At 58.7% G+C, this 23701-nt stretch carries 16 protein-coding genes; 14 read left to right on the plus strand and 2 right to left on the minus strand.

Annotation, left to right across the window (positions count from 1 at the left end):
* Nucleotides 1-113: 113 nt before the first annotated feature.
* Both AC1Z36_RS09565 and AC1Z36_RS09570 read left to right on the plus strand, forming a co-directional pair.
* The gene (locus AC1Z36_RS09565; protein WP_105656862.1) at nt 114-4907 is read left to right on the plus strand and encodes an NAD-glutamate dehydrogenase; all 4794 of its coding nucleotides are present in this window, start codon (nt 114-116) and stop codon (nt 4905-4907) included.
* A gap of 9 nt (nt 4908-4916) precedes the next feature.
* Nucleotides 4917-6404, plus strand: a complete 1488-nt coding sequence (locus AC1Z36_RS09570; RefSeq protein ID WP_105656813.1) for a sensor histidine kinase — start codon at nt 4917-4919, stop codon at nt 6402-6404.
* A gap of 77 nt (nt 6405-6481) precedes the next feature.
* On the opposite strand, the gene AC1Z36_RS09575 is transcribed toward AC1Z36_RS09570, so the two are convergent.
* Nucleotides 6482-8203, minus strand: a complete 1722-nt coding sequence (locus AC1Z36_RS09575; RefSeq protein ID WP_166650794.1) for a lytic transglycosylase domain-containing protein — start codon at nt 8201-8203, stop codon at nt 6482-6484.
* A 206-nt stretch (nt 8204-8409) separates the two neighbouring features.
* On the opposite strand from AC1Z36_RS09575, the gene AC1Z36_RS09580 reads away from it, so the two are divergent.
* Nucleotides 8410-8763: an Rv2175c family DNA-binding protein gene (locus AC1Z36_RS09580; protein WP_105656811.1), complete on the plus strand. Its 354-nt coding sequence runs from the start codon at nt 8410-8412 to the stop codon at nt 8761-8763.
* Nucleotides 8764-8863: 100 nt separating this feature from the next.
* Here AC1Z36_RS09580 and AC1Z36_RS09585 read toward each other — a convergent pair whose 3' ends face one another.
* Nucleotides 8864-9970 carry a polyprenyl synthetase family protein gene (locus tag AC1Z36_RS09585; RefSeq protein ID WP_105656810.1) on the minus strand — a complete coding sequence of 369 codons (1107 nt, stop codon included), beginning with the start codon at nt 9968-9970 and terminating at the stop codon, nt 8864-8866.
* Nucleotides 9971-10132: 162 nt separating this feature from the next.
* On the opposite strand from AC1Z36_RS09585, the gene dinB reads away from it, so the two are divergent.
* The 11 genes from dinB (at nt 10133) to ftsW (ending at nt 23647) form a co-directional block, all read left to right on the plus strand.
* Nucleotides 10133-11299, plus strand: a complete 1167-nt coding sequence (gene dinB, locus AC1Z36_RS09590) for a DNA polymerase IV (RefSeq protein ID WP_133834285.1) — start codon at nt 10133-10135, stop codon at nt 11297-11299.
* Nucleotides 11300-11481: 182 nt separating this feature from the next.
* On the plus strand, nt 11482-11865 hold the full coding sequence (locus tag AC1Z36_RS09595; protein WP_105656808.1) for a DUF3040 domain-containing protein: 384 nt from the start codon (nt 11482-11484) through the stop codon (nt 11863-11865).
* Between the two features lie 527 nt (nt 11866-12392).
* Complete coding sequence (mraZ, locus tag AC1Z36_RS09600) at nt 12393-12806, plus strand: division/cell wall cluster transcriptional repressor MraZ (RefSeq protein WP_038990697.1); 414 nt, start codon at nt 12393-12395, stop codon at nt 12804-12806.
* A gap of 170 nt (nt 12807-12976) precedes the next feature.
* Nucleotides 12977-13969, plus strand: a complete 993-nt coding sequence (rsmH, locus tag AC1Z36_RS09605; RefSeq protein WP_181148802.1) for a 16S rRNA (cytosine(1402)-N(4))-methyltransferase RsmH — start codon at nt 12977-12979, stop codon at nt 13967-13969.
* 1 nt (nt 13970) lies between these two features.
* Nucleotides 13971-14741, plus strand: a complete 771-nt coding sequence (ftsL, locus tag AC1Z36_RS09610) for a cell division protein FtsL (RefSeq protein WP_105656806.1) — start codon at nt 13971-13973, stop codon at nt 14739-14741.
* Nucleotides 14742-14815: 74 nt separating this feature from the next.
* Nucleotides 14816-16630, plus strand: a complete 1815-nt coding sequence (locus AC1Z36_RS09615) for a peptidoglycan D,D-transpeptidase FtsI family protein (RefSeq protein ID WP_286134108.1) — start codon at nt 14816-14818, stop codon at nt 16628-16630.
* Nucleotides 16624-18216, plus strand: a complete 1593-nt coding sequence (locus AC1Z36_RS09620) for a UDP-N-acetylmuramoyl-L-alanyl-D-glutamate--2,6-diaminopimelate ligase (RefSeq protein ID WP_483561233.1) — start codon at nt 16624-16626, stop codon at nt 18214-18216. The genes AC1Z36_RS09615 and AC1Z36_RS09620 overlap by 7 nt, the downstream gene beginning before the upstream one ends.
* 50 nt (nt 18217-18266) lie before the next feature.
* Complete coding sequence (locus AC1Z36_RS09625) at nt 18267-19724, plus strand: UDP-N-acetylmuramoyl-tripeptide--D-alanyl-D-alanine ligase (RefSeq protein ID WP_105661487.1); 1458 nt, start codon at nt 18267-18269, stop codon at nt 19722-19724.
* A complete protein-coding gene (gene mraY, locus AC1Z36_RS09630) occupies nt 19721-20824 on the plus strand; it encodes a phospho-N-acetylmuramoyl-pentapeptide-transferase (protein WP_105656803.1) in 1104 nt (367 codons plus the stop codon). Before AC1Z36_RS09625 ends, mraY begins: the two co-directional genes overlap by 4 nt.
* Nucleotides 20806-22350 carry a UDP-N-acetylmuramoyl-L-alanine--D-glutamate ligase gene (gene murD / locus AC1Z36_RS09635; protein WP_105661486.1) on the plus strand — a complete coding sequence of 515 codons (1545 nt, stop codon included), beginning with the start codon at nt 20806-20808 and terminating at the stop codon, nt 22348-22350. The genes mraY and murD overlap by 19 nt, the downstream gene beginning before the upstream one ends.
* Nucleotides 22351-22393: 43 nt before the next feature.
* Complete coding sequence (gene ftsW, locus AC1Z36_RS09640; RefSeq protein WP_402734768.1) at nt 22394-23647, plus strand: putative lipid II flippase FtsW; 1254 nt, start codon at nt 22394-22396, stop codon at nt 23645-23647.
* Nucleotides 23648-23701 lie beyond the last annotated feature (54 nt).

The raw sequence follows: 23701 nt of genomic DNA on the forward strand, positions 1-23701 counted from the left end.
AAAACCGAGTAATGTGGGTAAAACTAGAGATCCGCAAAGGCGCGGGTTGATCGAACTTTGTTCTTGGAGGCGTTCTTTTGAACTCGTCGGAATCCAGCATGTCAGAATCATTCATGGATGAGACACTCACCTCGAAATTGGTGAGCGAGTACTATGGCCAAATTGCGACCGAAGACGTGGCGGCCTACCGGCCAGACGAACTCGAAGCTCGCGTGGCAGCACATCTGGAAATCGGGTATCAGCGTGATGCTGAAAACGCTAATGTCGCCATTACCCGCAACAACGGAATTTCAGTGGTCCACATCGTCACCGATGACATGCCATTCCTTGTTGATTCGGTAACTGCCGCACTAGTGCAGCTGAATTCACCAATTCAGCTGGTAGTGCATCCGACGTTCGTTGTCTCCCGCAAGACCGAGACCGGCGAAATTTCAAAGATCAGCCATGCTGGTCTGCAGCATGTTGCCAGCGGTGACACCGCTGCGCTCTCGGATTTGAGCACCCTGATTTCGGCCGGTGCAGAAACCCGCATCGAATCGTGGATTTCAGTCGAGCTCGCTCGCGAGCTCAGCGATGAGCAGGCCAAGGAATTTGTTGAGCGCCTCTATAGCGTTCTGGCAGATGTGCGTGTTGCAGTGAAGGACTGGCCGGCCATGCTGGACCGGGCCAAGGATATTGCGCAGAGCCTTCCGCAGACTCCGAAGGCTGAGGAAATCGCCGAGGTGCAGCAGGCATCGGAGCTGCTGGACTGGTTAGCTGACGGAAAGTTCACGTTCCTGGGCTACCGCGACTACTCGCTGGAAACCATCAACGGCGAAGACGTCCTGGTCGCCCGCCCAGGCAGCGGCTTGGGACTGATGCGCGATCTGGCGGACCAAGGTCCACAGCACCTGACCAAGCGCGGCCGCATCACCGCTCGCGACAAGCGTGCGCTGATCGTGACCAAGGCGAACTCCCGTTCCACCGTTCACCGTGGCGTGTACCTGGACTATGTCGGAGTCAAGAGCTTCGATGCCAATGGCGAAGTCAACGGCGAACGCCGTTTCATCGGCCTCTTCTCCTCCAGTGTTTACACCTCGAGCGTGAAGACCGTCCCGCTGGTACGCGAAAAGGTTGAAGCGGTGCTGAAGCGCACCGGCTTCGCGCCTGATTCCCACTCGGGCAAGGACATCACCACCATTCTGGAAAGCTACCCACGCGATGAGATGTTCCAGATCTCTGTCGACGAGTTGACCAAGATTGCCCTCGGTATCCTGCGCCTGCAGGAACGCCGCCGCACCTCGGTCTTCCTTCGCAAGGACGACTACGGCCGCTTCGTCACTGCCATGGTGTTCCTGCCACGTGATCGTTTCTCCACCGCAGTGCGCCTGCGGGTGGAGCAGGAGCTGCAGCGCAGCTTCAACGCAGAATCCGTTGAATATGAAGCGCAGCTGGGTGCCGGCGCGCTCGTTCGCTTGTTCTACCGGCTGCGCCTGCAACGCCACGGACTGGCCCCCGTGGTTGACCGCAAGGCACTGGAGGATCGTATTGCCAAGGCCGTGCGCTCCTGGTCTGACGCCATCGTTGACACCGCCCGCGCGCGCCTGGAACTGGGCGATGCCAACACGCTGTCCAATGCTTGGGCCGAAGCTTTCCCGGCTTCCTACAAGGTGCAGTTCGAAATCGAAGATGCGCTGAAGGATATTGACCTGCTCACCGAGTTGAGCAGTCCAGAAGTCGATGGCCCGGTTGTCTCCTTCTACGATGACGAGAAGCAGGATGAGGATTCTGCTGTTTCCAAGCGCATGAAGATCTATGTGACCAAGCCGCTGCTGCTCTCGCGCATACTGCCAGTTCTGCAGCATCTGGGTCTGGAAGTCGTCGATGAACGCCCCTACGAGCTGAATCCAGAAGGAATCGGCGAACGCTACATCTACGACATGGGCCTGAAGATCGATGAGGAGATCAACTTCCAGGCCGTGGAAGCCAAGCTGGCTGAGGCCTACTGCGCAGTGGTCCGCAACCTCGCCGAATCCGACAGCCTTAACGCACTGGTGCTGCACGAGGGACTCACGTGGGAGGAAGTCTCGATGCTTCGTGCCTACGCCCACTACCTGCTGCAGCTCGGGGTTCCGAACTCCACTGGCTTCATCGCCAGCACCCTGGTTGGCAACCCGTCAGTCACCCACGCCATTGTGGAGCTGTTCCAGGCCACCTTCGACCCGCAGCTGAGCTCCGTGGCTTCGGAAGCTGCTCGGCAGAAGGCGCACGCAAAGGTCGCCGAAGCGCTGGAATCCGTGCCAACGTTGGATGCCGACACCTTGCTGCGCCGTTTCGTGAAGGTGATCGAAGCGACCAAACGCACCAACTACTTCACCACCCACAAGGCACTGGCATTCAAGCTGGCCCCGGAAGAGATCGATTTCGCGCCATTCCCGCGTCCGAAGCACGAACTGTGGGTCTACTCGCCGCGTGTTGAGGGTACCCACTTCCGCTTCGGCGCCGTGGCCCGCGGTGGCCTGCGCTGGTCCGATCGCCGAGAAGATTTCCGTACGGAAGTGCTAGGTCTGGTCAAGGCCCAGATGGTCAAGAACTCCGTCATCGTGCCAACTGGTGCCAAGGGCGGTTTCTACGCCAAGCAGCTTCCCAATCCAGCTCTCGACCGCGGTGCATGGATGGAAGAAGGCAAGGGCGCGTACAAGGTCTTCATCCGCACCCTGCTGGAGCTGACCGACAACATGGTTACCGACGAAAACGGTGAGCACATCGAAGCCCCTGCCAACGTGGTTCGTCGCGATGGCGATGATTCCTACCTGGTGGTCGCTGCCGACAAGGGCACCGCGAGCTTCTCCGATATCGCCAACTCGATCTCGGCCGACAAGGGCCACTGGCTGGGCGATGCCTTTGCTTCGGGCGGCTCGGTGGGCTACGACCACAAGGGCATGGGCATCACCGCACGCGGCGCCTGGGAATCGGTGAAGCGCCACTTCTTCGAGTTGGGCATCGACACCCAGAAGGACGAATTCACCGCCGTCGGCGTGGGCGATATGTCCGGAGACGTGTTCGGCAACGGTTTGCGCCGTACCCCCACCGTGAAGCTGGTGGCGGCCTTCGACCACCGTGATATCTTCCTGGATCCGAACCCGAATCCCCAGGTCGCCTTTGACGAGCGCCAGCGCCTGTATGATCTGCCACGCTCCAGCTGGGCAGACTACAACAAGGAGCTGCTCTCGGCCGGAGGCGGCGTGTACTCGCGCAGCCTCAAGTCCGTGCCGGTTAGCGCCGAGGTCCGCGAGGTCCTGGGATTGGACGCCGGCACCACCAAGCTGAGCCCTAACGAACTGCTCAAGGCCATCCTCTCAGCGCCAGTGGACCTGCTCTACAACGGCGGTATTGGTACCTACGTGAAGTCAGCGGCTGAAACCCACGGCCAGGTCGGCGACCGAGCCAACGACGCCATCCGCGTCGACGGCGCAGATCTGCGCGTGAAAGTTGTTGGCGAAGGCGGCAACTTGGGCATGACCCAGCTGGGCCGTATTGAGGCAGCCCGCAAGGGCGTCCTGCTGAACACCGATGCCATTGACAACTCTGCTGGCGTGGACACTTCTGACCGCGAAGTGAACATCAAGATCTTCGTGGACCGCCAGATCAAGGCGGGCAATCTCACCGAGGCTGAACGCACGGAGTTCCTGCTCTCGATGACCGATAACATCGGTGATCTGGTGCTGACGACCAACTTCGAACAGAACGTGTTGTTGCTCAATGAGAAGCATGCGGCACTGACCTGGACACCAGCGTACGAGCGCCTGATGCAGTGGCTGGAAGCCCATGCTGACTTGAACCGTGGCTTGGAGTTCTTGCCAAACGCGGATCAGCTGGAAGAGCGCCGCGCCGCTGGCGAGGCGATGACCACCCCAGAGCTCTCGGTGCTGGCCGCATACGCGAAGATCCAGCTGGCGAACGCGCTGACCGAATCCGATCTCGCCGATGATCCGTACTTCACCCGGACCCTGCGCCGCTACTTCCCAACCAAGTTGGTAGAGCGTTTCGGGGATCAGCTCGAAAGCCATCCGTTGCGCCGAGAAATCATCGCGACCGTGATCGCCAACGACATCGTGAACATGGGCGGCATCACCTACGTCTTCCGTGCCATGGAAGAAACCAGTGCCAGCGAAGTCCAGATTGCCAAGGTCTTCTGCGCGCTGCGTGAGATCTACGGATTCGACCGCCAGTTCGATGCGATCAATGCACAGCCTGCCGGAACCGATCTGGAACACTGGGGCCGCCAGCACCACGACATGCGCCGCCTGCTGGACCGTGCCACCCGCTGGTTCATCAACCGCGTCGATCAGGAACTGCTGGTCACCGAAGCGGTCAAACGCTACGAAGCGACGGTTACCGAACTGCGTGAGGCCCTGCCAACCTTGGTTCGGGGCACTGACCTCCAGAGATTCCAGGAGTGGCGTGAAGAGGCCATGGACCAGGGGATCCCGGAGCGTCGTGCCAGCATGTGGGCGACTCAGTTCGAATCCTACGCGCTGCTGGACGTGGCAGAATATGTGCACCGCACCGGGACCGCTCCGGTCAAGGTTGCAGAAACATACTACGTGCTCTACGACTTGTTCGATGTGGACAGCCTGCTGAATCGCATCACCAACCTTCCTCGCTCGGATCGTTGGCAGGCGCTGGCTCGTGCCGCAATGCGCGATGACCTGTACACCACGATCATCGACCTGACCGGCAACATCCTGGATGCCCACGGCGATATTGCTGACCCGGCAGAGCGTGTTGCTGCATGGGAAGAGGCAAACGCGGCTAACCTTGATCGTGCGAAGACTATGTTCGCGGAAGTGAACAGCCTGGAACGAGACGACATGGCTTCACTTTCCGTGGCACTTCGCCTCTTGCGTTCCATCGTCCGAAGGTAAATACCGCCAATGGCCCTCATCACCGAAGAATTACGTCAACGTGCTGCACTAGCGCCCGGTGATGAGGATTGGCTCCACCTCCTGGTGGGGGACTGGCAACTGGTCTCGGATCTAGCATTCGCAGACCTGGTGCTCTGGTTCCCCACCGGGGACGGTTCCTATACGGCTTTGGCACACGTGCGCCCTTCCACCTCGCATACCGCCTTCCATAGCGACTTCGTGGGAGAACGGATCCGCAAGGATCTGCGCATCATGGTGGACCGCGCTTGGGAAACCAAGCAAGTGCAACGCTCGGCCGAACAAGCCGGCAAAGATATCATCATGGGGTTGACCACGGTGCAGGCGATTCCGCTAGTGCGCCAGAACCAACCGGTTGCGGTCATCACTTCCCACTTCGATCCGAACCAGTCCCGCACACCCAGCAATCTGGAATTGGTCTACCGGCAAAGCGCTGATGACCTGTTGCAGATGGGTACCCAAGGGCTGTGGCCGGACTTCGCCAGCCCTACCGGCTCCCGCCGTGGCGCGCCGCGCGTCGGTGATGGTTTCATCCGGCTCAACGTTGATGGAGCCGTCGAATTCGCCAGCCCGAACGCTGTTTCAGCTTTCCGCCGATTAGGCGCAGCTGATGTCCTCCAGGGCCAGCCACTGGCTGATCTGACGATGGCACTGGTCAGCGACCGTCGTGTAGTCGACGAAACTCTTCCGCTGGTGCTCCAGGGCAAGATGCCATGGCGTACCGAGGTGGAACATCGCGGAGTCACCCTCTCCCTGCGTGCCATTCCGCTGCGCAACGAATCAAAGCGCTGGGGCGCACTGGTGCTGTGCCGCGATGTGTCCGAACTGCGCCGTCGCGAAAAAGAACTGGTCACCAAGGACGCTACGATCCGTGAAATCCATCATCGCGTGAAGAACAACTTGCAGACTGTCGCGGCGCTGTTGCGCATGCAATCGCGCAGGATGAGCTCAGAGGACGGCAAGCAGGGCCTGGAGCAGGCAATGCGACGAGTCTCCACTATCGCTTCGGTCCACGACTTCCTGTCCAAGGGCCTGAACGAAACCGTCAAATTTGATGATCTGATGGATCGCCAGTTCCGTCTGATCGTGGAAATCGCTTCTCCGGAGCAAAGGGTATCCACGCGTCGTGAAGGCGAATTCGGCATGCTTGACGCTGATTTGGCGACACCGTTGTCACTGGTGATCAATGAGCTGGTGACTAATGCCGTGGAACATGGACTAGCGCATCGCAACGGTGAAGTCGCGCTGGTTGCCGAACGCTACAAGGGTGCCGATAGCAAGGATTGGCTACGGGTTGTCATTGAAGATGACGGCCACGGGTTGCCAGAAGAGCCACGCCGCGAGGGACTTGGGCTGCAAATTGTCCGCACTCTGGTTACCAGCGAACTATCGGGTGAAATCCGTTGGGTACAGAGCGAGAAGGGCGGGACCAAGGTGGTAATCGACATGCCATTGGATCTTGACCACCGTACAGGCTAGGAGCAGCCTGATCAGCTGCAACAAAAAAAGAGGCACTTCCAACACACCGTGTTGGAAGCGCCTCTCCTTTTGGCTATTTAGCGGTAATTCTTCATGTGAGCCTTGATGCTGGCTACATAATGCTTGGTGTCTTCGTACATGCCGTTGTTACGAACACCGGCCAGGCCCTGGTAGTACGATGCGATTGCGTTGTCCAGGTTGTCGGTGTTGTCCAAATTGTAGGCAATTACTGCGACACCAGCGACAACGTTATCCCGTGGGTTCAGGACGTTCAGGTCCTGGCCAATGACCGATGCGATCCAGTCACCGGTGCTTGGCAGTACCTGCATGGCGCCAACGGCGTTAGCAGGGGAGACCGCACGCATGTTGAAGCCAGACTCCTGGTACGCGTGAGCCAACGCCAGAGCCGGGTCAACGCCCATGCTCTTTGCAGTGGAACGGATCAGGTCCTGCATCTCGCCGCGGCTCGGGACACTGATCGAGTCAAGGTAGTCCTTGTTCGAGTTAGCATCTCGCACAACGTGATCTGCGTAGGTACGACCAGCGAAGCTATTGCCGATCTTCTGCTTCTTGACCTGACCCGACGGTGCAACCGAGGAGCCCGAAACCTTCAGCTTGGCGCCGATCTTCAATGGCGTGCTCGAGCTGTACTCGGGGTTCAAATCCAGCAAGGTGGCCAGCTTCATGTCGTGGCTGGTCGCGATGCCACTGAGAGTATCGCCGGACTTCACGGAGTAGGTCGACGTCTTGGCCTTGGCCTTGGGCGCAGCAGTGCTCTTCGGCGAGGAGCTCGAAGACGACGTGCCACCCGAGACCTTGATCTTGCTGCCTGGGAAGATCGGCTTGCTGGCAGAGATGTCATTGGTCTTCAACAGATCGGACAAGCTCATGCCGTGCTTGGCCGCAATGCCGCTGAGCGTGTCACCGGACTTGACGGTGTAGCTTGAAGAACCGGAGGAGGAGGACTTCTTCTGGGAGGACTTCGACGAAGAGCCAGAGGACGAAGAACCCTTGACCTTGATCTTGTCGCCAGGGAAGATCACCTTGCTGGCCGAGATATCGTTCTTGCTAAGGAGCGAAGACAAGCTCATATTGTGCTTGATGGCGATGCTTCCGAGGGTGTCACCGTTCTTCACAGTGTAGGTTGAAGAACCCGACGAAGAAGAAGTTTTCTTCGTCTGCGTCGTATTGCTGGAGCTCGACGCCGAACCCTTGACCTTCAGCTTATTGCCGGGGAAGATTACCTTGCTTGCAGAGATGTCATTCTTCTTCAACAGATCAGACAAGCTCATGTCGTGCTTGCTCGCAATGCCGCTGAGGGTGTCACCGTTCTTGACGGTGTAAGTGGCGGTACTTGAAGATGACGAGCTCGAAGACTTGCCCTTGGGGCTGTTTTTCGAAGCATGACCGGAGACCTTGAGTGTCTTGCCGGCGACGATTGAATCATTCTTAAGATTATTGAGCTTCTTCAGCTCTGACACGGTTGTGTCATATTCCCGAGCGATGCTCCATAGGGACGCACCTGCCGGGATCTTGATTTCGGAAACATCTCGTTTAGCTGGTAATCCCAGCGTAGATACTCGCGAAGCGATCAGGTGGGCCTTGATCTGGTCTTCAGCGACCTTGATGGTCTCCGGAGTTACCGACTTGGCAAAGCTTCCTGAGGTGTTGGGAACAGTCATCGGTGCTGCCTGCGCTGCGGGAGCTAAGGCGAGGCTGCCAATGACCGCAGCGGGAATGGCCGCGCCTGCTACAACGCCTAACGCATGCTTGGAAGCATGTTTGGATTCGTGGGGCATGGAGTCAATCCTCATTTATACGGTGAAAATAACGGGCTTTGCTCCGCAGGTAACAGAGGGGAAGTGGTACCCCATGTTGACTGTGATGCAATTGTTATCAAAGTGATACAAGAAAATTTACACTACTCCTGTGACTCATGGGAACTGCTGAGGTGAGTTTCATCCAAATTTCTGCGCGGATCAGGAATTTGTGGGAACCTTAAGGGGTGAAGGAAACCGTAGATCTCGTCGGCCAGTGGCTGACCCTGCCCGATGTGGCTGAAGAATTAGATGTAGATATTCGCCGCGTGCACCGACTGCTGGATGAGCGTGCCATTGTTTCGTTGAGAATTGGCGCTCGCAATGTCCGTTCGATCCCTGCAGATTTTCTCCAAGACGGAGTAGTGGTGGAAAGCCTGAAGGGCACTCTTTCGGTACTCTTGGATGCCGGCTTCTCCGATGAGGAATCGGTTATTTGGCTGTTCACCGAGGATGAATCGCTGCCCGGCACTCCAATGAATGCTCTGCGCACCGGACGTAAAACTGAAATCCGTCGGCGGGCGCAGGCCATGGGCTGGTAATGGCCCGGACGAACTAGCCTCAGTAATAACAAAAGGTCTCAACCGTATTCCATATCGCATGGATGGTTGAGACCTTTCGTTATGTCTTAGTAACGAATCGCTATTTACTTCTCTTTGTCACTGCATCACTGAGCTGCTGCATTCCCGCTAAGGCGAGGGGCGTGACGTGCAATGCGTTCAGGGCGAGATCTGATTGGGTGGTCAACTCACTAATGCTCTGCTCGGTGGCCGCCAGGGCGCCGCTATCGCGCAGAATACCGCTTAGTCTCAACACTTCTTCTTCGCTGAGATCCACTGCGCCGAGGCGACTCTGAATGAAGTCCTGTTCGTCAGAAGTTGATAGCAAGAGGGCGTGGGCAATCAATTCCGTGCGCTTGCCTTCTTGCAAATCGCCGCCGGTCGGCTTCCCTGTGACTGCTGGATCGCCAAACACGCCCAGAACATCGTCACGTAGCTGGAATGCCTCACCCAGCGGAAGCGCGAATGCGGAGTAGCGCTCCATAAGAGCCTCGCTGGCGCCGGCCAACGCGCCGCCAAGCAAGAATGGGTTTTCAGTGGAGTATTTGGCTGACTTGAAGCGCACGATAGTGCGAGCTCGCTTGACCGCTTCCTTCGGATCGTAGGCGGGGCCCGCAGACTCTTCTAGAACATCAAGATACTGCCCTGCCATCACCTGGGTGCGCATCTGATTGAAGATGGTACGCGCCCGAGCGTTGAGGGAAGCAATACCTGAGAAGACTTCCTCGCTCAACGACAGGCATAGGTCGCCGGTAAGGATTGCGCTGGCCATGCCGTAGCTCGTTGCGCTCCCCGCAAGCCCAAGTTCTCGGTGCTGGGCCTCGAAGCGCTTGTGAACGCTCGGCTGACCGCGTCGTGTATCGGAATTGTCGATGATGTCGTCATGAATCAGCGCGGCTCCTTGGAAGAGTTCCAAGGCCACCCCGAGTTGGACGATGTCGCGTTCATCGGGCCGACCACCTGCACCGAGGTAACCCCAGAAAGCGAACAGGGCGCGAAGCCGCTTGCCGCCACGGGTCAGTGACGTGATCGCATTGACGATTTCGACGGCGCTGCTAGTAATCTGACCAACTTCAACGCTTTTCGCAGCCAGGAATTCTTCCAATAACTGAGCAACGTCAGAAGTGTAGGTACGGCTCAAGCTCTGGGCTTCAGTGTTGAGGTCCGGCACAGAATCAGGCATCGACATGCAAAATCATTTCTACGGGTAAACAACTAGTGGTTAGCAACAACTCTACCGGTGATTCCCGCCCGGCGAAGAAGGCACCCAAAGTACGCGGGGTGGGAACGGAATCCGAATATACATTCGAGTAAGCTGGTGGTGCAGCCGAACGAGGGGAGAGGAATTGAAATGGTGGATCGTGCAATCCTCCATGTCGATATGGACGCCTTCTTTGTTTCAGTGGAACTGCGGGACCGCCCTGACCTAGTAGGCAAGCCAGTTATTGTAGGCCACCGTTCAGGCCGGAGCGTGGTGCTCTCTGCGTCTTATGACTGCCGAGCTCGCGGGATCCATTCGGCCATGCCGATGAGCCAAGCCATCCCGCTGCTACCGCAAGCTACCGTGATCGAGCCGAGCCATCACAAGTACACGCAAGCCTCGGCCCAGATCATGGCGTACTTCCGCACATTGACGCCTCTGGTTGAGCAAGTCAGTGTCGACGAAGCGTTCCTAGACGTTACTGGAAGCATGCGCATGCTTGGCGGGCCAGTGCAGATCGCTCAGCAGATCCGCGAATATATACGCAAAGAAATGGGACTGCCGGCCAGCGTGGGCATTGCAAGGAATAAATTCGTTGCGAAACTCGCTTCGACGTACGCCAAGCCTGACGGCATGGCGGTAGTTGCGCCCGAGCGAACCGAAGAATTCCTGCACGAATTACCCGTGTCGAAAATGTGGGGCGTGGGAAAACGAACCGCTAGTCAGCTTCACTCCTTGGGGATTGAGACCGTGGGGCAACTCGCTGGCGAGCCAGAAGCAAGATTGATTAGCCGGTTGGGGGAACACGGCCGCGCCCTTTATTTGCTCTCGCGGGGGATCGATAACCGTCCGGTGGAGGTTAGCCGGGATGAGAAGAGCATTTCATCGGAACATACCTTTGCGGTGGATATCACCGATCCCCAGGTGCTTGAGGGCGAACTTTTGCGGCTGAGCCATAAGGTCGGTCAACGGCTGCGGCAGCACGGCAAATCAGCCAACGGTGTTGGGCTCAAGATCAAGTACAAGGACTTTTCTGGAATTACGCGTTCGAAGGCGCTCGCAGCTGCGACAGATTCTTCAACGAAAATTAGCGAGTCCGCGCTGGCCCTTCTGCGAAAATTGACCCCTATGCCGCAACCGGTCCGGCTGATCGGGGTGAAAGCTGAACGGTTGCAAGATTACGAGTTGGGTCTGCAATTTAGCTTGGACCCCCGCGAAGAGAAAGCCCGAGAAGCGGAACGCATCGCTGACCAGATCGGACAGAGATTCCCGCAGTCCATCGTGACCCCAGCACGTTTTCTGCGCCCCAAGGAATAAACACATTCTGTGTAGAACGTATGGATATCTGGACAGTGGGGAAGATCAACTAGCAGGGCGGGTGCAAAAGAGACTATCCTTGAATTAAGTTCGATCGAATCCAGGGAACTTTTCCCTTCGACCCGACGTTGAACTTGAAGACGGTGGACGACCGTCGAGATTGCCTTTGGAAGGAGAAGACGATGCCGCTATCGGAACACGAGCAGCGTTTGTTGGAGCAGTTGGAAAAGCAGCTGCATGAAGACCGTCGCTTCGCTTCGAGCATGAAAGGCCCATCGGGCACGGGACGTTTGTCGACCCGCAATATTGCTCTGGGTATCTTGCTGGTAATCGTCGGCCTAGCGGGACTCATCTTTGGAATCTCGCAGCACATCATCATCGTAGGCGTTCTCGGCTTTGCGGTGATGTTCGCGGGTGTACTGCTTGCCCTGACTAAATCGGCTACTGGAAAAATTGGTCCGTCCAACGGAACGGGATCAAAATCTGCAGCCAAGAACAATTCGCAGTTCCTTTCCGGCCTGGAAGAAAAATGGAACCAGCGAAAGCGTGATCAGTCCGATAGCTGATCTGCATTGATATTGAGGTGTGACCCCTAGGGTTGCACCTCTTTTCTGTTTAAGCCCCGCTTCTCACATCCCTACGGTCACCGTGCACCTCATGCCGGGGCGCATGGGTTTCATTCAATTCGGGAAGTTGGATGTCCTGGATATTCGGTGCGCCTATCTGAAGGCCGCGCGACTTTGCAAGTGATCTTGAATTCTCTGCAGATTCCAAGGTTCACGTCCACCTCGCCGGTCAGGCAGGCCCCCACTTCCCTCCCCAGGTTCCTCCACTTCCCACCACCGCGCCTAAAAATAGCAATATTCCGCGGATTTGCGTGTGGAATCTCTGAAAAATACTGGATCATGCAGCTGGACGATTCCCATCCCTCCACCTGAACATAGGCTGAGCATCCGCTAGATTCAGGTGTTTTTTAAGTCCAGACCCTCGCGAAACCACTGAAATTGCATTGACAGTGGAGGGTTGTGGAGTAAAGTGGAGGCAAGTAGAGAAGAATGGGGCTTCTGGCCACTTCACGGGAAAGGTGGTGTGCATGTTCCTTGGAACTTACACACCGCGTCTTGATGAAAAAGGTCGGTTGATTCTTCCAGCTAAATATCGAGATGAGCTGTCCTATGGGCTGGTTCTCACTCGCGGCCAAGAGCGTTGCATATACGTTTTCAGCCAGCGGGAATTTGAGAAGCAGCACGAGCAGCTGGCGCAGGCATCCTTGACCTCCCGGCGAGCACGCGACTATGCGCGTGTGTTCCTCTCAGGGGCCTCGGATGAAGTTCCAGATAAGCAGGGGCGCGTAACGATTCCGCAAGTGCTGCGCACTTATGGAGGCCTTGATCGGGAGGTCACAGTTATCGGTGCGGGCAACCGTATTGAAATCTGGGATTCGACCGCATGGCAGCAGTACTTGGATGAACAAGAAGACGTGTTCTCCGATACTGACGAAGATTAGGGCTTTGTGCCCTACACCGACAAAACACCACGTTTGTTGAGATGAGATCTCCAGCCACCTTGGGGTAGAAAATCGTCTGGCTTCACTTCCCCGGAGCCAGAAGGTTGGATCGCCACTTGGTTGGAGGGGGATCTGATCTCAACAGCAGATCGAAAGCGAAAGGGGGCGCAGTGCCAAATCAGGATTCCCAGCGACCAGCATCCGAACGCCACGTTCCAGTACTTCTGGACCGATGCGTTAATTTGCTAGCTCCAGGTATTGAGCGAGCCAATGCTGAAGGCCGTCGGGCAATTGTGGTTGACTGCACCCTCGGGATGGGTGGGCACTCCGAAGCCATCCTCAAGCGGTTCGACAACTTGCACCTGATCGGTCTAGACCGTGACGAGCAGGCTCACGAACTTGCCGGTGCACGACTCGCCCCGTTCCAGGACCGCATCGACCTCGTGCACGCGGTGTATGACGAAATTGCGGATGTCGTGGAAGATCTTGGGTTCCCGGGGGTCGACGGCGTTCTGTTCGACCTTGGCGTTTCCTCGCTGCAGCTCGATGAGCGTGAACGGGGTTTCGCCTATTCGTATGATGCACCGCTGGATATGCGCATGGACACCTCTGTTGGCCCAACTGCCGAGGACCTGGTCAACGACTTGGAACGCGACGAACTGCTTCGAATTATTCGACAGTGGGGCGAAGAGAAGTTTGCTGGACGCATCTCGACGGCAATCGTCGAGGCACGCGCCAAGAGCCGCATCACTACCACTGCTGAACTAGTTGAAGTGATCCGCAGCGTTGTGCCCGCGGCGGCTGCTCGAAACCATGGACACCCGGCCAAGAGGACCTTCCAAGCATTGCGTATTGCAGTGAATGAGGAACTTGACGTCTTGGAACGTGCGATCCCGGCGGCAATGGGAGCTTTGAACGTCGGCGGAAGAGTCGTCGTGATGAGTTACCACTCCTTGGAAGACAAAATCACCAAGCGGCACTTCGTCCATGGATCTACCTCGTCGGCCCCTCCGGGATTCCCGGTGGAGCTGGACGAACACAAAGCTGAATACAAGGTGCTCACCAAGGGCACCGAGAAGCCAAGCGACCACGAAATAGCAGAAAATTCACGTGCAGCCTCAGCCCGCTTGCGAGCTGTGGAACGAGTGTTGAAGAGGAGCTAGCATGAGCCAACGAGCCCAGCGCCGCGTGCAGAAGACCGCAGCCGTGAACAACCAGCCTGTTGTCGACGGTAATACTGCGCGTGCAATGCGACCCGAGCCCGTCCCAGCTAGCAACCTGCCTAAAGGCGATTCGCGTCAGCGCGTAACTCTTTCGTTGGTTCCTAAGATGAACGAAACCAGCAAGCGCTCCATGTTCACCATGTCTGCGGTGCTCGTTGTCTTGGCATTCAGCGTGATTGTTACGCTGGTGCTGCTCAATACTTCTGTAGCTCAGCGGCAGTACGACATCGTGAACTTGCGTTCGCAAGAGCGTGCGCTTTCCCAAGAGAATCAGGCACTGCTGAAGGAGGCCCAGTCGTTGGCGGCGCCACAGGCACTGGCCGCCAAGGCAAAGGACCTCGGTTTGGTTTCGCCAGGTGCTCCAGGGCTGATCAGCCTGTCTGAGGGCAAGGTTGCCCAAGACGCTGAGAAGGCGGTCAAGGCAAAGAACAGCAAGCAGGAATACGGAACTATTCCGCTGCCGGGCGACAGCATCCGCAAGGGTGAAAGCAAAACTGAAGCCAACGCATCAAACACGCCGAAGACCACTGTGGGTAAAGCCTCAGCAGATTCACAGAAGGAGTCCGGTGCCACTGAAGGTTCCAAGGAACCAGAGGTGAAGCCGGAGAAAGCTGAACGTGAAGTTGCCAGTGATGGCCGCCCAGTGTTCAATGACGCTGAGCTTAACGGGGGCACGATCCCTGCACCAAGCATCAAATCCCCAGCAGAGTAGTTAGCCCTTTCTAAGCTAGATACAGGTGGCCTACGCTGCTGGAAAACCACGCTGAGGGAAAGTTAGGTTCTTTTGTGAGCTCGACGGCAATCGACACTGCGAAAAAGCGAATGCGCTTTGTGCTGCTCCTCTCCGTGGTTTTGCTGCTGGTGATCCTGGGCCGGCTGGTCTGGGTCCAGGGCATCAACTCGGCAACCATTGCCAACGCTGCACAGGAAAACCGCGAACGCGTTGAAAACATTGCGCCAAATCGAGGATCCATCGAAGACCGCAATGGCACCACCCTCGCCGTCTCAGTAGACCGCTATGATCTGGTCATCGACCAGCGCGAGCAGGGTGAGAACATTCGCCGTGCGAAGCGGGATGGAACCAATGGCCAGGAACGCATCACGTGGGACCAAGCCATTGACGAACTAGCCGATACCCTTGACCAGGACCGTGAGGAACTTGCCACGAAGGTTCGCCCGCAGGGCGATGCCAAGCCCAAAGGGTACGTCATGCTCGCCAAGAGCGTGACCCCGGAAGTACGCAACGAAGTCCTCGAAATCGGTATTCCGCGACTTGCCTCATTGCTGCGCAGCGAACGCCAGTACCCGCAAGGCGTAATTGCAGGACCACTGCTGGGGTTCGTGCGCAACTCCGAAGACCAAACAGCCGTGGTGGGAGCCGAAGGCCTGGAACTGAGCCAGGAGGAACACCTGGCCGGCACGGCCGGCAGCCGCAAGTTCGAGATCAGCGCCGATGGCGTGCGCATTCCCGTCACCGAGGTCGAAGAAACCCCTGCAGTCGATGGCCAGGACGTCATCCTGACCATCGACTCCGACATCAACTACGTTGCCCAGCGTGCAGCAGAAAAGAAGCAAGCTCAGTTCAACGCTGAGTGGGTTTCCGTGGTCGTCATGAAAGCGGATACCGGCAAGATCCTCGCCATCGGCGACTCCGCTGAATTGGACCCGAATGATCCAGGCGCTACCAAGCCGGAGTTCCGCCGCTCCACCTCCATCACCCGTGCTTTCGAGCCAGGTTCCACCGGCAAGGCCGCGATCTTCGCGGCGGCCATCGACCAGGGCGGAGTGGATCCGCTGACCGAGATGCGTGTGCCGAATAAGAAGACGTTCACCAAGGAAACCATCAATGACTCGTTGGAACACCCAACGTACGACATGACGGTCTCGGGCATCTTCGCCCGTTCCTACAACACCGGCACCGTGATGGTCGGAAATACCATGAGCAAGCAGACCCGTTACGACTACATGCGTGCCTTCGGATTGGGTTCGCCCATCCGCGTCGGCTTGAATGGCGCTAGCGCTGGCCAATTGGCGCATCCCGATAATTGGGACCGCCGCCAGCAGTACACCACCATGTTCGGCCAGGGCTATTCGCAGACCGTGCTGCACACCGCTTCAATTTTCCAGTCCTTGGCCAACGGCGGCGTTCGCCTTTCGCCAAGCCTGATTGAGGGCTACCGCAACGAAGACGGTACCATCACCAAGATCCCCGCACCGGAAAAGAAGCGCGTGGTCAAGAAAAGCACCGCTGACGAAATGCTCAAGCTCATGGAATCGGTCGTTGACGACGGTACCGGCTACAAGGAGCGCATTCCCGGGTACCGCGTGGGCGGCAAGACCGGTACAGGCCAGGCGGCAAGCGCCAAGGGCTATGACGGATATACTTATTCCTTTGCAGGTGTCGCTCCCTTGGAAGATCCGCAGTTCGTCGTCGTGGCAACCATGTACAGGCCAAAGGGCAACTGGAAAGACTTCTCGGTAGCTGACACGTTTACCGATGTTATGAGCCATACTCTCAACACATTCAATGTGCCACCGAGCACGACAAAGTCAGAGGCGTATGACGTCTTTGTAGGTGAGGATCAGAAGAAATCTTGGTAGTCCAGAACCCCGACACTCCGCGTGAGCTAGAACGGTACCTACGCCCAGAGAGCATCGCCGGTCTTGGCTTCGACCAGCTCTGCGGCACAGCTGGCGCGGTGCGAACTGGAGCGCTGCTCAATGCCGCTCCGCAAATCCTCGGCGTCAGCCTCAACCCGCAGATCGTACAGAGCGGTGACGTCTTCCTGGGTATTTCCGGCGCCAAGCGCCACGGTGCCGAATTCGTGGAAACCGCCATCGGCAACGGTGCTGTCGCACTGATCACCGATACTGCAGGACTCGAATTCCTCAGCGATGACCTCTCGATCCCGGTGGCCGTCGTTGCAGATGTACGCAAATCCGCAGCCGTGATCGCGCAGAGCGTCTACGGAACCGACCAGCGCAGCCCGAAGCTGTTCGCTGTCACCGGCACCAACGGCAAGACCACCACAACCTTCATGATCCGCGCGATCCTGGATGCGCTGGGTGAAGAAACCGGCCTGATCGGCACGATTGAGATGTCCGCCCGCGGGCAGATCATCCCCAGCGTGCTGACCACCCCGGAGTCCACCCAGCTGCACGGCGTGCTCTCGCGCATGGCGCAGCAGGAAGTCACGTCGGTGGCCATGGAGGTATCCAGCCACTCGCTGAGCTATGGCCGCGTTGATGCCCTGCGCTTTGCCGTTTCCGGTTACACCAACCTGACCCAGGACCACTTGGACCTGCACGGCACGATGGACGAGTACTTCGAAACCAAGGCCGAACTATTCACCGCGGAACGCTCCGAGCGCGCAGTGGTCATGGTAGACGATGAATACGGCCAGCGCCTGGCCGAGCGCGCCCTGGTGCCTACCGAGACCCTGAGCCTCGACGGCGAACACCCTTCGGCGCACTGGAGGGTTGCCGAACTGGCGCACTGCGGATTGGGCCACAGTTTCACCCTGGTGCACCGGGATGGACGCCAGCTGCGGACCCGGACCCTGCTTCCAGGCATGTTCAACGTCGCCAACGGAGCACTGGCGGCCTTGATGGTGCTGGCCGGCGGTGCGGACCTCGAAGCCCTGCAGCAGGCCTTGGACTCCAAGGATCCGCTGTCGGTCGCCGTTCCAGGGCGGATGCAGGTCGTAGCCGAATCTCCGGTAGCCGTAGTCGATTTCGCCCATAATTCGGATGCACTGGCAAAGGCTTTGGATTCCATCCGTCCGGGGGAGCAGGGACGCCGGATCGTCGTCTTCGGCGCCACCGGAGAGCGCGATAAGACCAAGCGCCCGGATATGGGAGCGGTGGCAGCCCGCCACGCGGATATCGTCATTGTGACCGACGACGACCCGCACAGCGAAGACCCGGCTCCGATCCGCGCCCAGGTTGCCGCCGGAGCACAGCAAGTTCTCGATTCCGAGCGTCCGCAGGTGCAGCTTCACAACGTCGCGCCACGCGCCAAAGCCGTAGAGTTCGCTGTGAGTTTGGCCGAAGCCAACGACGCGATTCTCGTGGCCGGGCGGGGACATGAAGTCAGCCAAGACGTCGCGGGAATTGACGTGGAACTGGATGATCGAGTGGAACTAGCGAAAGCACTGAATCTTCATGGATTTGTGACCAATTCCTAGAACGTACAAGTCCACTATCGCCACCGCTCAAGTGTAAAGTCCTTATTGCCATGATTGAACTGTCTCTGACCGACCTGCTGGAAATCACCGGCGGAAAAGCGACTGCTACAGCCGCCTCCGACACGGTGATCACTTCCGTGACCACTGACTCGCGCGAAGTCGTCCCGGGTGCCTTATTCGTCGCCAAGCCCGGAGAACTCTCCGACGGGCACGCCTTTATCGACCGTGCACGCGCCGCCGGCGCAGTGCTGGCCCTAGCTGAACGCATTACCCACGATGAAGACCGCAGGGAACACCCGGCGATCATCATTGAAGACGCGGTAGAAGCAATGGGCAAAATTGCCGCGCACATCGTTGCGCTTCTCAAGGAAAAGAACGACGCCAAGGTCGTGGGAATCACCGGTTCGGCCGGCAAGACCACCACCAAGGACCTGCTCGCCGGTATTCTGTCGCAAGTGGCGCCGACCGTGTCGCCAATCGGCTCGTACAATGGCGAAGTCGGCGTCCCGCTGACGGTATTCAGCGCCACCGAAGAGACCAAGTACTTTGTCATCGAGATGGGGGCCACCGGCATTGGCCACCTGACGTACCTGACAGATATGGTGCACCCGCAGGTCGGTGTCGTGTTGTGCGTCGGTACCGCCCATGCCGGCGAATTCGGCGGGGTGGAGAACATCGAGAAGGCCAAGGGCGAACTCGTTGAAGCCCTGCCAGCCGATGGCACGGCCATCTTGAATGCTGAAGACCCCCGCGTGGCACGCATGGACTTGCGTTCCGGGGGAGCCGTGCGCTTCTTCGGCACCGGAAAGAACAAGCCGGAAAACGCTGGGGTCTGGGCCACCGACGTTGTTGTGAATTCCCACGGGCAGCCAGAACTCACTCTTGAATTCCCTGGCGGCTACAGCAAGCGCATCACCTCGGGCCTCCTGGGACGCCATCACGTCTCGAATATCCTCGCCGCGGCCAACGCTGCACTGGCCCTGGATATCGCCCCGGAATTGATCGCCGCAGGCCTGGAAGGCCGCGCTGCCGGCAGCCGCTGGCGCATGGAGCGCATCGAGCGCGCTGACGGCGTGAGCATCATCAACGACGCGTACAACGCGAACCCTGAATCAATGCGCGCTGCGCTGGTGACCCTGGCCGAATTGGGCCTGGGCGCCGACGGCGCACCGGGCCGACGCACTTGGGCAGTCCTGGGCGAAATGCTGGAACTGGGCGATGACAGCATCCACCAGCACGACCTGCTGGGCCGCATGGCAGTTCGCATGAACATCAAGAAACTTGTAGTGGTAGGCCGTGGCGCAAAGCCCGCCTACAACTCCGCTGTGCTCGAAGGCAGCTGGGGCGACGAGGCCTTCTACGTTGAAGACGTAGATGAGGCTCGCGCGCTGCTGCAAGAGCAGCTTCAGCCAGGCGACATCGCCTTGTTCAAGTCCTCTAACGGGGCCGGTCTACGCTTCCTCGGCGACGACATTGCAGCATTCGCGAAGGAAGGCGACAACGCATGATCGCATTGATTCTGGGGGCCGGCATTGCCCTCGTGCTGACCATGGTGGCCATGCCGCTGTACATCCGCCTGCTCACCAAGAAGCAATACGGGCAGGTCGTGCGCGACGACGGGCCGAACTCGCACGCCATCAAGTCCGGCACCCCGACCATGGGCGGAGTGGTCTTCGTCCTGGCCGTGTTCGTGGCGTACTTCGCCACCCATGGCATCCTTTCGCTCATGGGACGCACTTCTTCGGGAATTACCGCCAGCGGAATGCTGGTCCTGATGCTCTTCGGCGGCATGGGACTGGTCGGCTTCCTCGATGACTTCATCAAGATCTTCAAGAAGCGCTCATTGGGCTTGCGCGCCTGGCAGAAGATTGTCCTGCAGGCATTCTTCGGCATCAGCTTCGCCGTGCTGGCCTTGCAGTTCCCCAATGACCAGGGCCTGACTCCGGGCTCTACCGCGATCTCCTTCCTGCGCGACACCAACATCGACCTGGCCTTCGCAGGCCCGATGCTGGGCATGATCCTGTTCGTGCTCTGGGCGAACTTCATCGTTACCGGTGCTACCAACGGCGTGAACTTGACCGATGGCCTGGACGGACTGGCTACCGGTGCCTCGATCATGGTCTTCGGCGCCTACACCCTGATGGGCATCTGGCAGCAGAACCAGGCCTGCAGCAACATGGACTCGCTGGACGTCTGCTACTCGGTACGCGACCCGCAGGACCTGGCCCTGCTGGGGGCCACCCTCTCCGGTGCGCTGATCGCCTTCCTCTGGTTCAACGCCAAGCCGGCGAAGATCTTCATGGGCGACACCGGATCGCTGGCCATCGGCGGCGCCGTGGCTGCCTTCGCGATCCTCTCGCGCACCCAGCTGCTGCTGGTGGTAATTGCCGGCCTGTTCGTGATCATCTCCCTGTCGGTGATCATCCAGGTGGGCTACTTCAAGCTCTCGGGCGGCAAGCGCGTGTTCAAGATGGCGCCGCTGCAGCACCACTTCGAGCTTTCGGGCTGGTCCGAAGAAAACGTTGTTATCCGATTCTGGATCCTTGCCGGCCTGTTCGTGGCCGCGGGCCTGGGTCTCTTCTACTCTGAATGGGTTGTCGCACTGTGAGCGTAGACGCTGGCAAATCTCTTGACTCGCTAACCAGCTGGGATGCTGATTGGAAAGGCCTGCGCGTAGTCGTCGCCGGACTGGGACTCTCCGGATTCTCTGCGGCCGACACCCTCATCGAGCTGGGTGCCATCGTCACCGTCATCGACGGCCGCGATGACCAGCTGAACCAGCAACGTGCCGAGACGCTGAAGATCGTCGGGGCCCATGAGGTGCTGCTGGGCGACGGGAACGTACAAGCCCTGCCGTTGGTCGATGGCAAGCTGGCCCAGCTGGTCATGGTTTCCCCAGGCTGGAATCCCCGTAATCCGGTCATCGCAGAGGCCGAGTCCGAGGGCATCGAGATCTGGAGCGATATCGAGCTGGCTTGGCGCGTGCAGAACCGTGCCGGCCACACAGCACCACAGTGGCTGGCGATTACCGGCACCAACGGCAAGACCACCACTGTGGGCATGACCGAGGCGATCCTGCGCGCCGATGGGCTGAAGGCCATCGCCGTCGGCAACGTCGGCACCCCGATCCTGGATGCCGTACGCGAACCGGTGGACTATGACGTATTCGCCGTCGAGCTCTCCAGCTTCCAGCTGCACTACACGCATAGCATTTCTCCGCTTGCCTCGGTGGTCTTGAACCTGGCCGAAGACCACGTGGACTGGCATGGCGGCTTCGACAACTACAAGGCCGCCAAGGCCAAGATCTACGAACGCACCCAGGTAGCAGCGATCTTCAACGCCGCCGATGAGCGCACCATCACCATGGTGGAAAACGCTGAAGTCATCGAAGGCTGCCGTGCTATCGGCTTCACCACCGATACCCCAGCAGTATCGATGGTGGGTGTTGTCGAAGGCCTGCTGGTGGACCGCGCCTTCATCGAAGAGCGCAAGACCAGTGCCGTGGAACTGATCGCCCTGAAGGACATCGGCGAGATTGTTCCGCGCCACACCGCCGCGAACGCGGCTGCCGCGGCGGCGCTGACCCGCGCGTACGGAGTGAATGCAGAAGCTGTCGCTGCGGGTTTGGCGAACTTCGACTCCGGCGATCACCGGATCCAGGCCGTCGCCCGCAAGAACGACATCCTGTGGATCAATGATTCCAAGGCCACTAATCCGCATGCGGCCGATGCTTCGTTGGCTGCATTCACCCGTGTGGTCTGGATTGCCGGTGGCTTGTCCAAGGGCGTGGAATACGGCGACTTGATCGCCAAGCACGCGCAGCGCCTGGCCAAGGTCTTGCTCATCGGCACCGACACCGCCGGTTTGCGCCAAGCACTCGCTGCCCACGCGCCAGAGGTTGAAGTCATCGACATCACTGGGGCAGCGCAGGGCGGTGACGGTTCGGTTCCAAGCGGCGCCCAGGTCATGACGCGTGCGGTCTCCAAGGCTGCCGAAGTAGCCGAAGCAGGGGATACCGTGCTCATGGCTCCCGCCGCGGCCTCGATGGACCAATTCAGTTCCTACGCCCAGCGTGGCAACGCATTTATCGCTGCCGTCAGTGATCTGATGGATAAAACTGGCGAAGACCAGTAATCGAAAGCTGACCGAATAAACGACACCGAGGCAGGAGGCACCGATGGCGATGAAAATGAACAAGAAGCCAGCAGGTTCCAAAGCCGAACTCCCTTGGTACGCGAGATTCGGCAGGATGCTCGGAACCGTCGAGAACTCCAGCGGCCGCATGGCCTCCACGGACTACTGGCTGGTGCTCGTGGGCTCCATCGTGCTGGCCGTTTTCGGTGTGGTCATGGTCCAGTCATCGGCGTCGGTTGAAGCGATCGCGAAGGGCAGGGACGGTTTCACCGTGGCGCTGTCCCAGGGTGGCTTTGCCGCCTTGGGTATTCTCTGCATGCTGGTCATGCAGCGGATCAAGCCGGAAACGCTGAAGCGGCTGGCCTGGCCTTCCGTTATTGCGGCAGTGGTCCTGTTGTTCCTCGTGGCGTTCACGCCATTGGGCCATACGGTGCTCGGCAACCGAAACTGGATCCGCATCGGCGGCTTCGGCCTGCAGCCCAGCGAGTTCGCCAAACTGGCGTTGTCTGTTTTTGCCGCGTTCATGCTGGAAAAGAAGCAGCATCTGCTGCACGACATCAAGCATTTGGTCGTCCCAGTGGTTGCCCCGGTGGGGGTCTTCATTGTTGGCCTCATCGTGGTCGGCAAGGACGTAGGTACAGCGCTGGTCTTGTTGATGATCATTGCCTCGGCGATGTTCTTGGGCGGCATCCGGATGAAGTGGCTGGCGGCGTTTTCGGTGGTCGGTGTCCTGGGCCTGTCCGTGGCGATCTTCGCTTCCTCCAACCGCCGCCAGCGCATCGTCGCTTGGCTTGATACCGATTGCGGCCCGAGCAGCGACCTTTGCTACCAGGCCAGCATGGGCCTTCACGCCTTCGCCTCCGGCGGCTGGTTCGGTGTGGGCGCAGGCCAGTCCCGCATGAAGTGGTCCTATGTGCCTGAGGCGCAGAACGACTTCATCTTCTCCATCCTGGGTGAAGAGTTCGGCCTGATCGGCGTGCTGTTCGTCCTGGTCATGTTCATGCTGCTGGCCTTGGCGATGTATCGCATTGCAGCACGCGCCAAGGACTTGTACACCAAGGTGCTCATGGGTTGCCTGATGTCCTGGGTCATCGGCCAGACCTTCGTGAATCTGGGTACCGTCACCGGCGTACTTCCCGTGATCGGTGTTCCGCTGCCGTTCATTTCCTCCGGCGGCTCGGCGATGCTCGCCATCATGCTGGCAATGGGCTATGTCCTCTCCTCGGCCCGGGCGCAAAAACTTGAATTCGAAGCAACTCTGGAAAAGAAACCGGCAAAGAGCAAGAAAACCAAATAGTGCGCCGCAAGCGGCCGCTATCAGAAGCAGAGGCCCATCGCTGAATCTGCGGTG

It is taken from the genome of Glutamicibacter sp. BS14, from assembly GCF_056934375.1.

Coding starts and splice junctions, on each gene's coding strand:
- AC1Z36_RS09565 (WP_105656862.1), top strand. CDS start 114: ATGGATGAGACACTCACCTCGAAATTGGTGAGCGAGTACTATGGCCAA.
- AC1Z36_RS09570 (WP_105656813.1), top strand. CDS start 4,917: ATGGCCCTCATCACCGAAGAATTACGTCAACGTGCTGCACTAGCGCCC.
- AC1Z36_RS09575 (WP_166650794.1), bottom strand. CDS start 8,203: ATGCCCCACGAATCCAAACATGCTTCCAAGCATGCGTTAGGCGTTGTA.
- AC1Z36_RS09585 (WP_105656810.1), bottom strand. CDS start 9,970: ATGTCGATGCCTGATTCTGTGCCGGACCTCAACACTGAAGCCCAGAGC.
- dinB (WP_133834285.1), top strand. CDS start 10,133: ATGGTGGATCGTGCAATCCTCCATGTCGATATGGACGCCTTCTTTGTT.
- AC1Z36_RS09595 (WP_105656808.1), top strand. CDS start 11,482: ATGCCGCTATCGGAACACGAGCAGCGTTTGTTGGAGCAGTTGGAAAAG.
- mraZ (WP_038990697.1), top strand. CDS start 12,393: ATGTTCCTTGGAACTTACACACCGCGTCTTGATGAAAAAGGTCGGTTG.
- ftsL (WP_105656806.1), top strand. CDS start 13,971: ATGAGCCAACGAGCCCAGCGCCGCGTGCAGAAGACCGCAGCCGTGAAC.
- AC1Z36_RS09625 (WP_105661487.1), top strand. CDS start 18,267: ATGATTGAACTGTCTCTGACCGACCTGCTGGAAATCACCGGCGGAAAA.
- mraY (WP_105656803.1), top strand. CDS start 19,721: ATGATCGCATTGATTCTGGGGGCCGGCATTGCCCTCGTGCTGACCATG.
- murD (WP_105661486.1), top strand. CDS start 20,806: ATGGGTTGTCGCACTGTGAGCGTAGACGCTGGCAAATCTCTTGACTCG.
- ftsW (WP_402734768.1), top strand. CDS start 22,394: ATGGCGATGAAAATGAACAAGAAGCCAGCAGGTTCCAAAGCCGAACTC.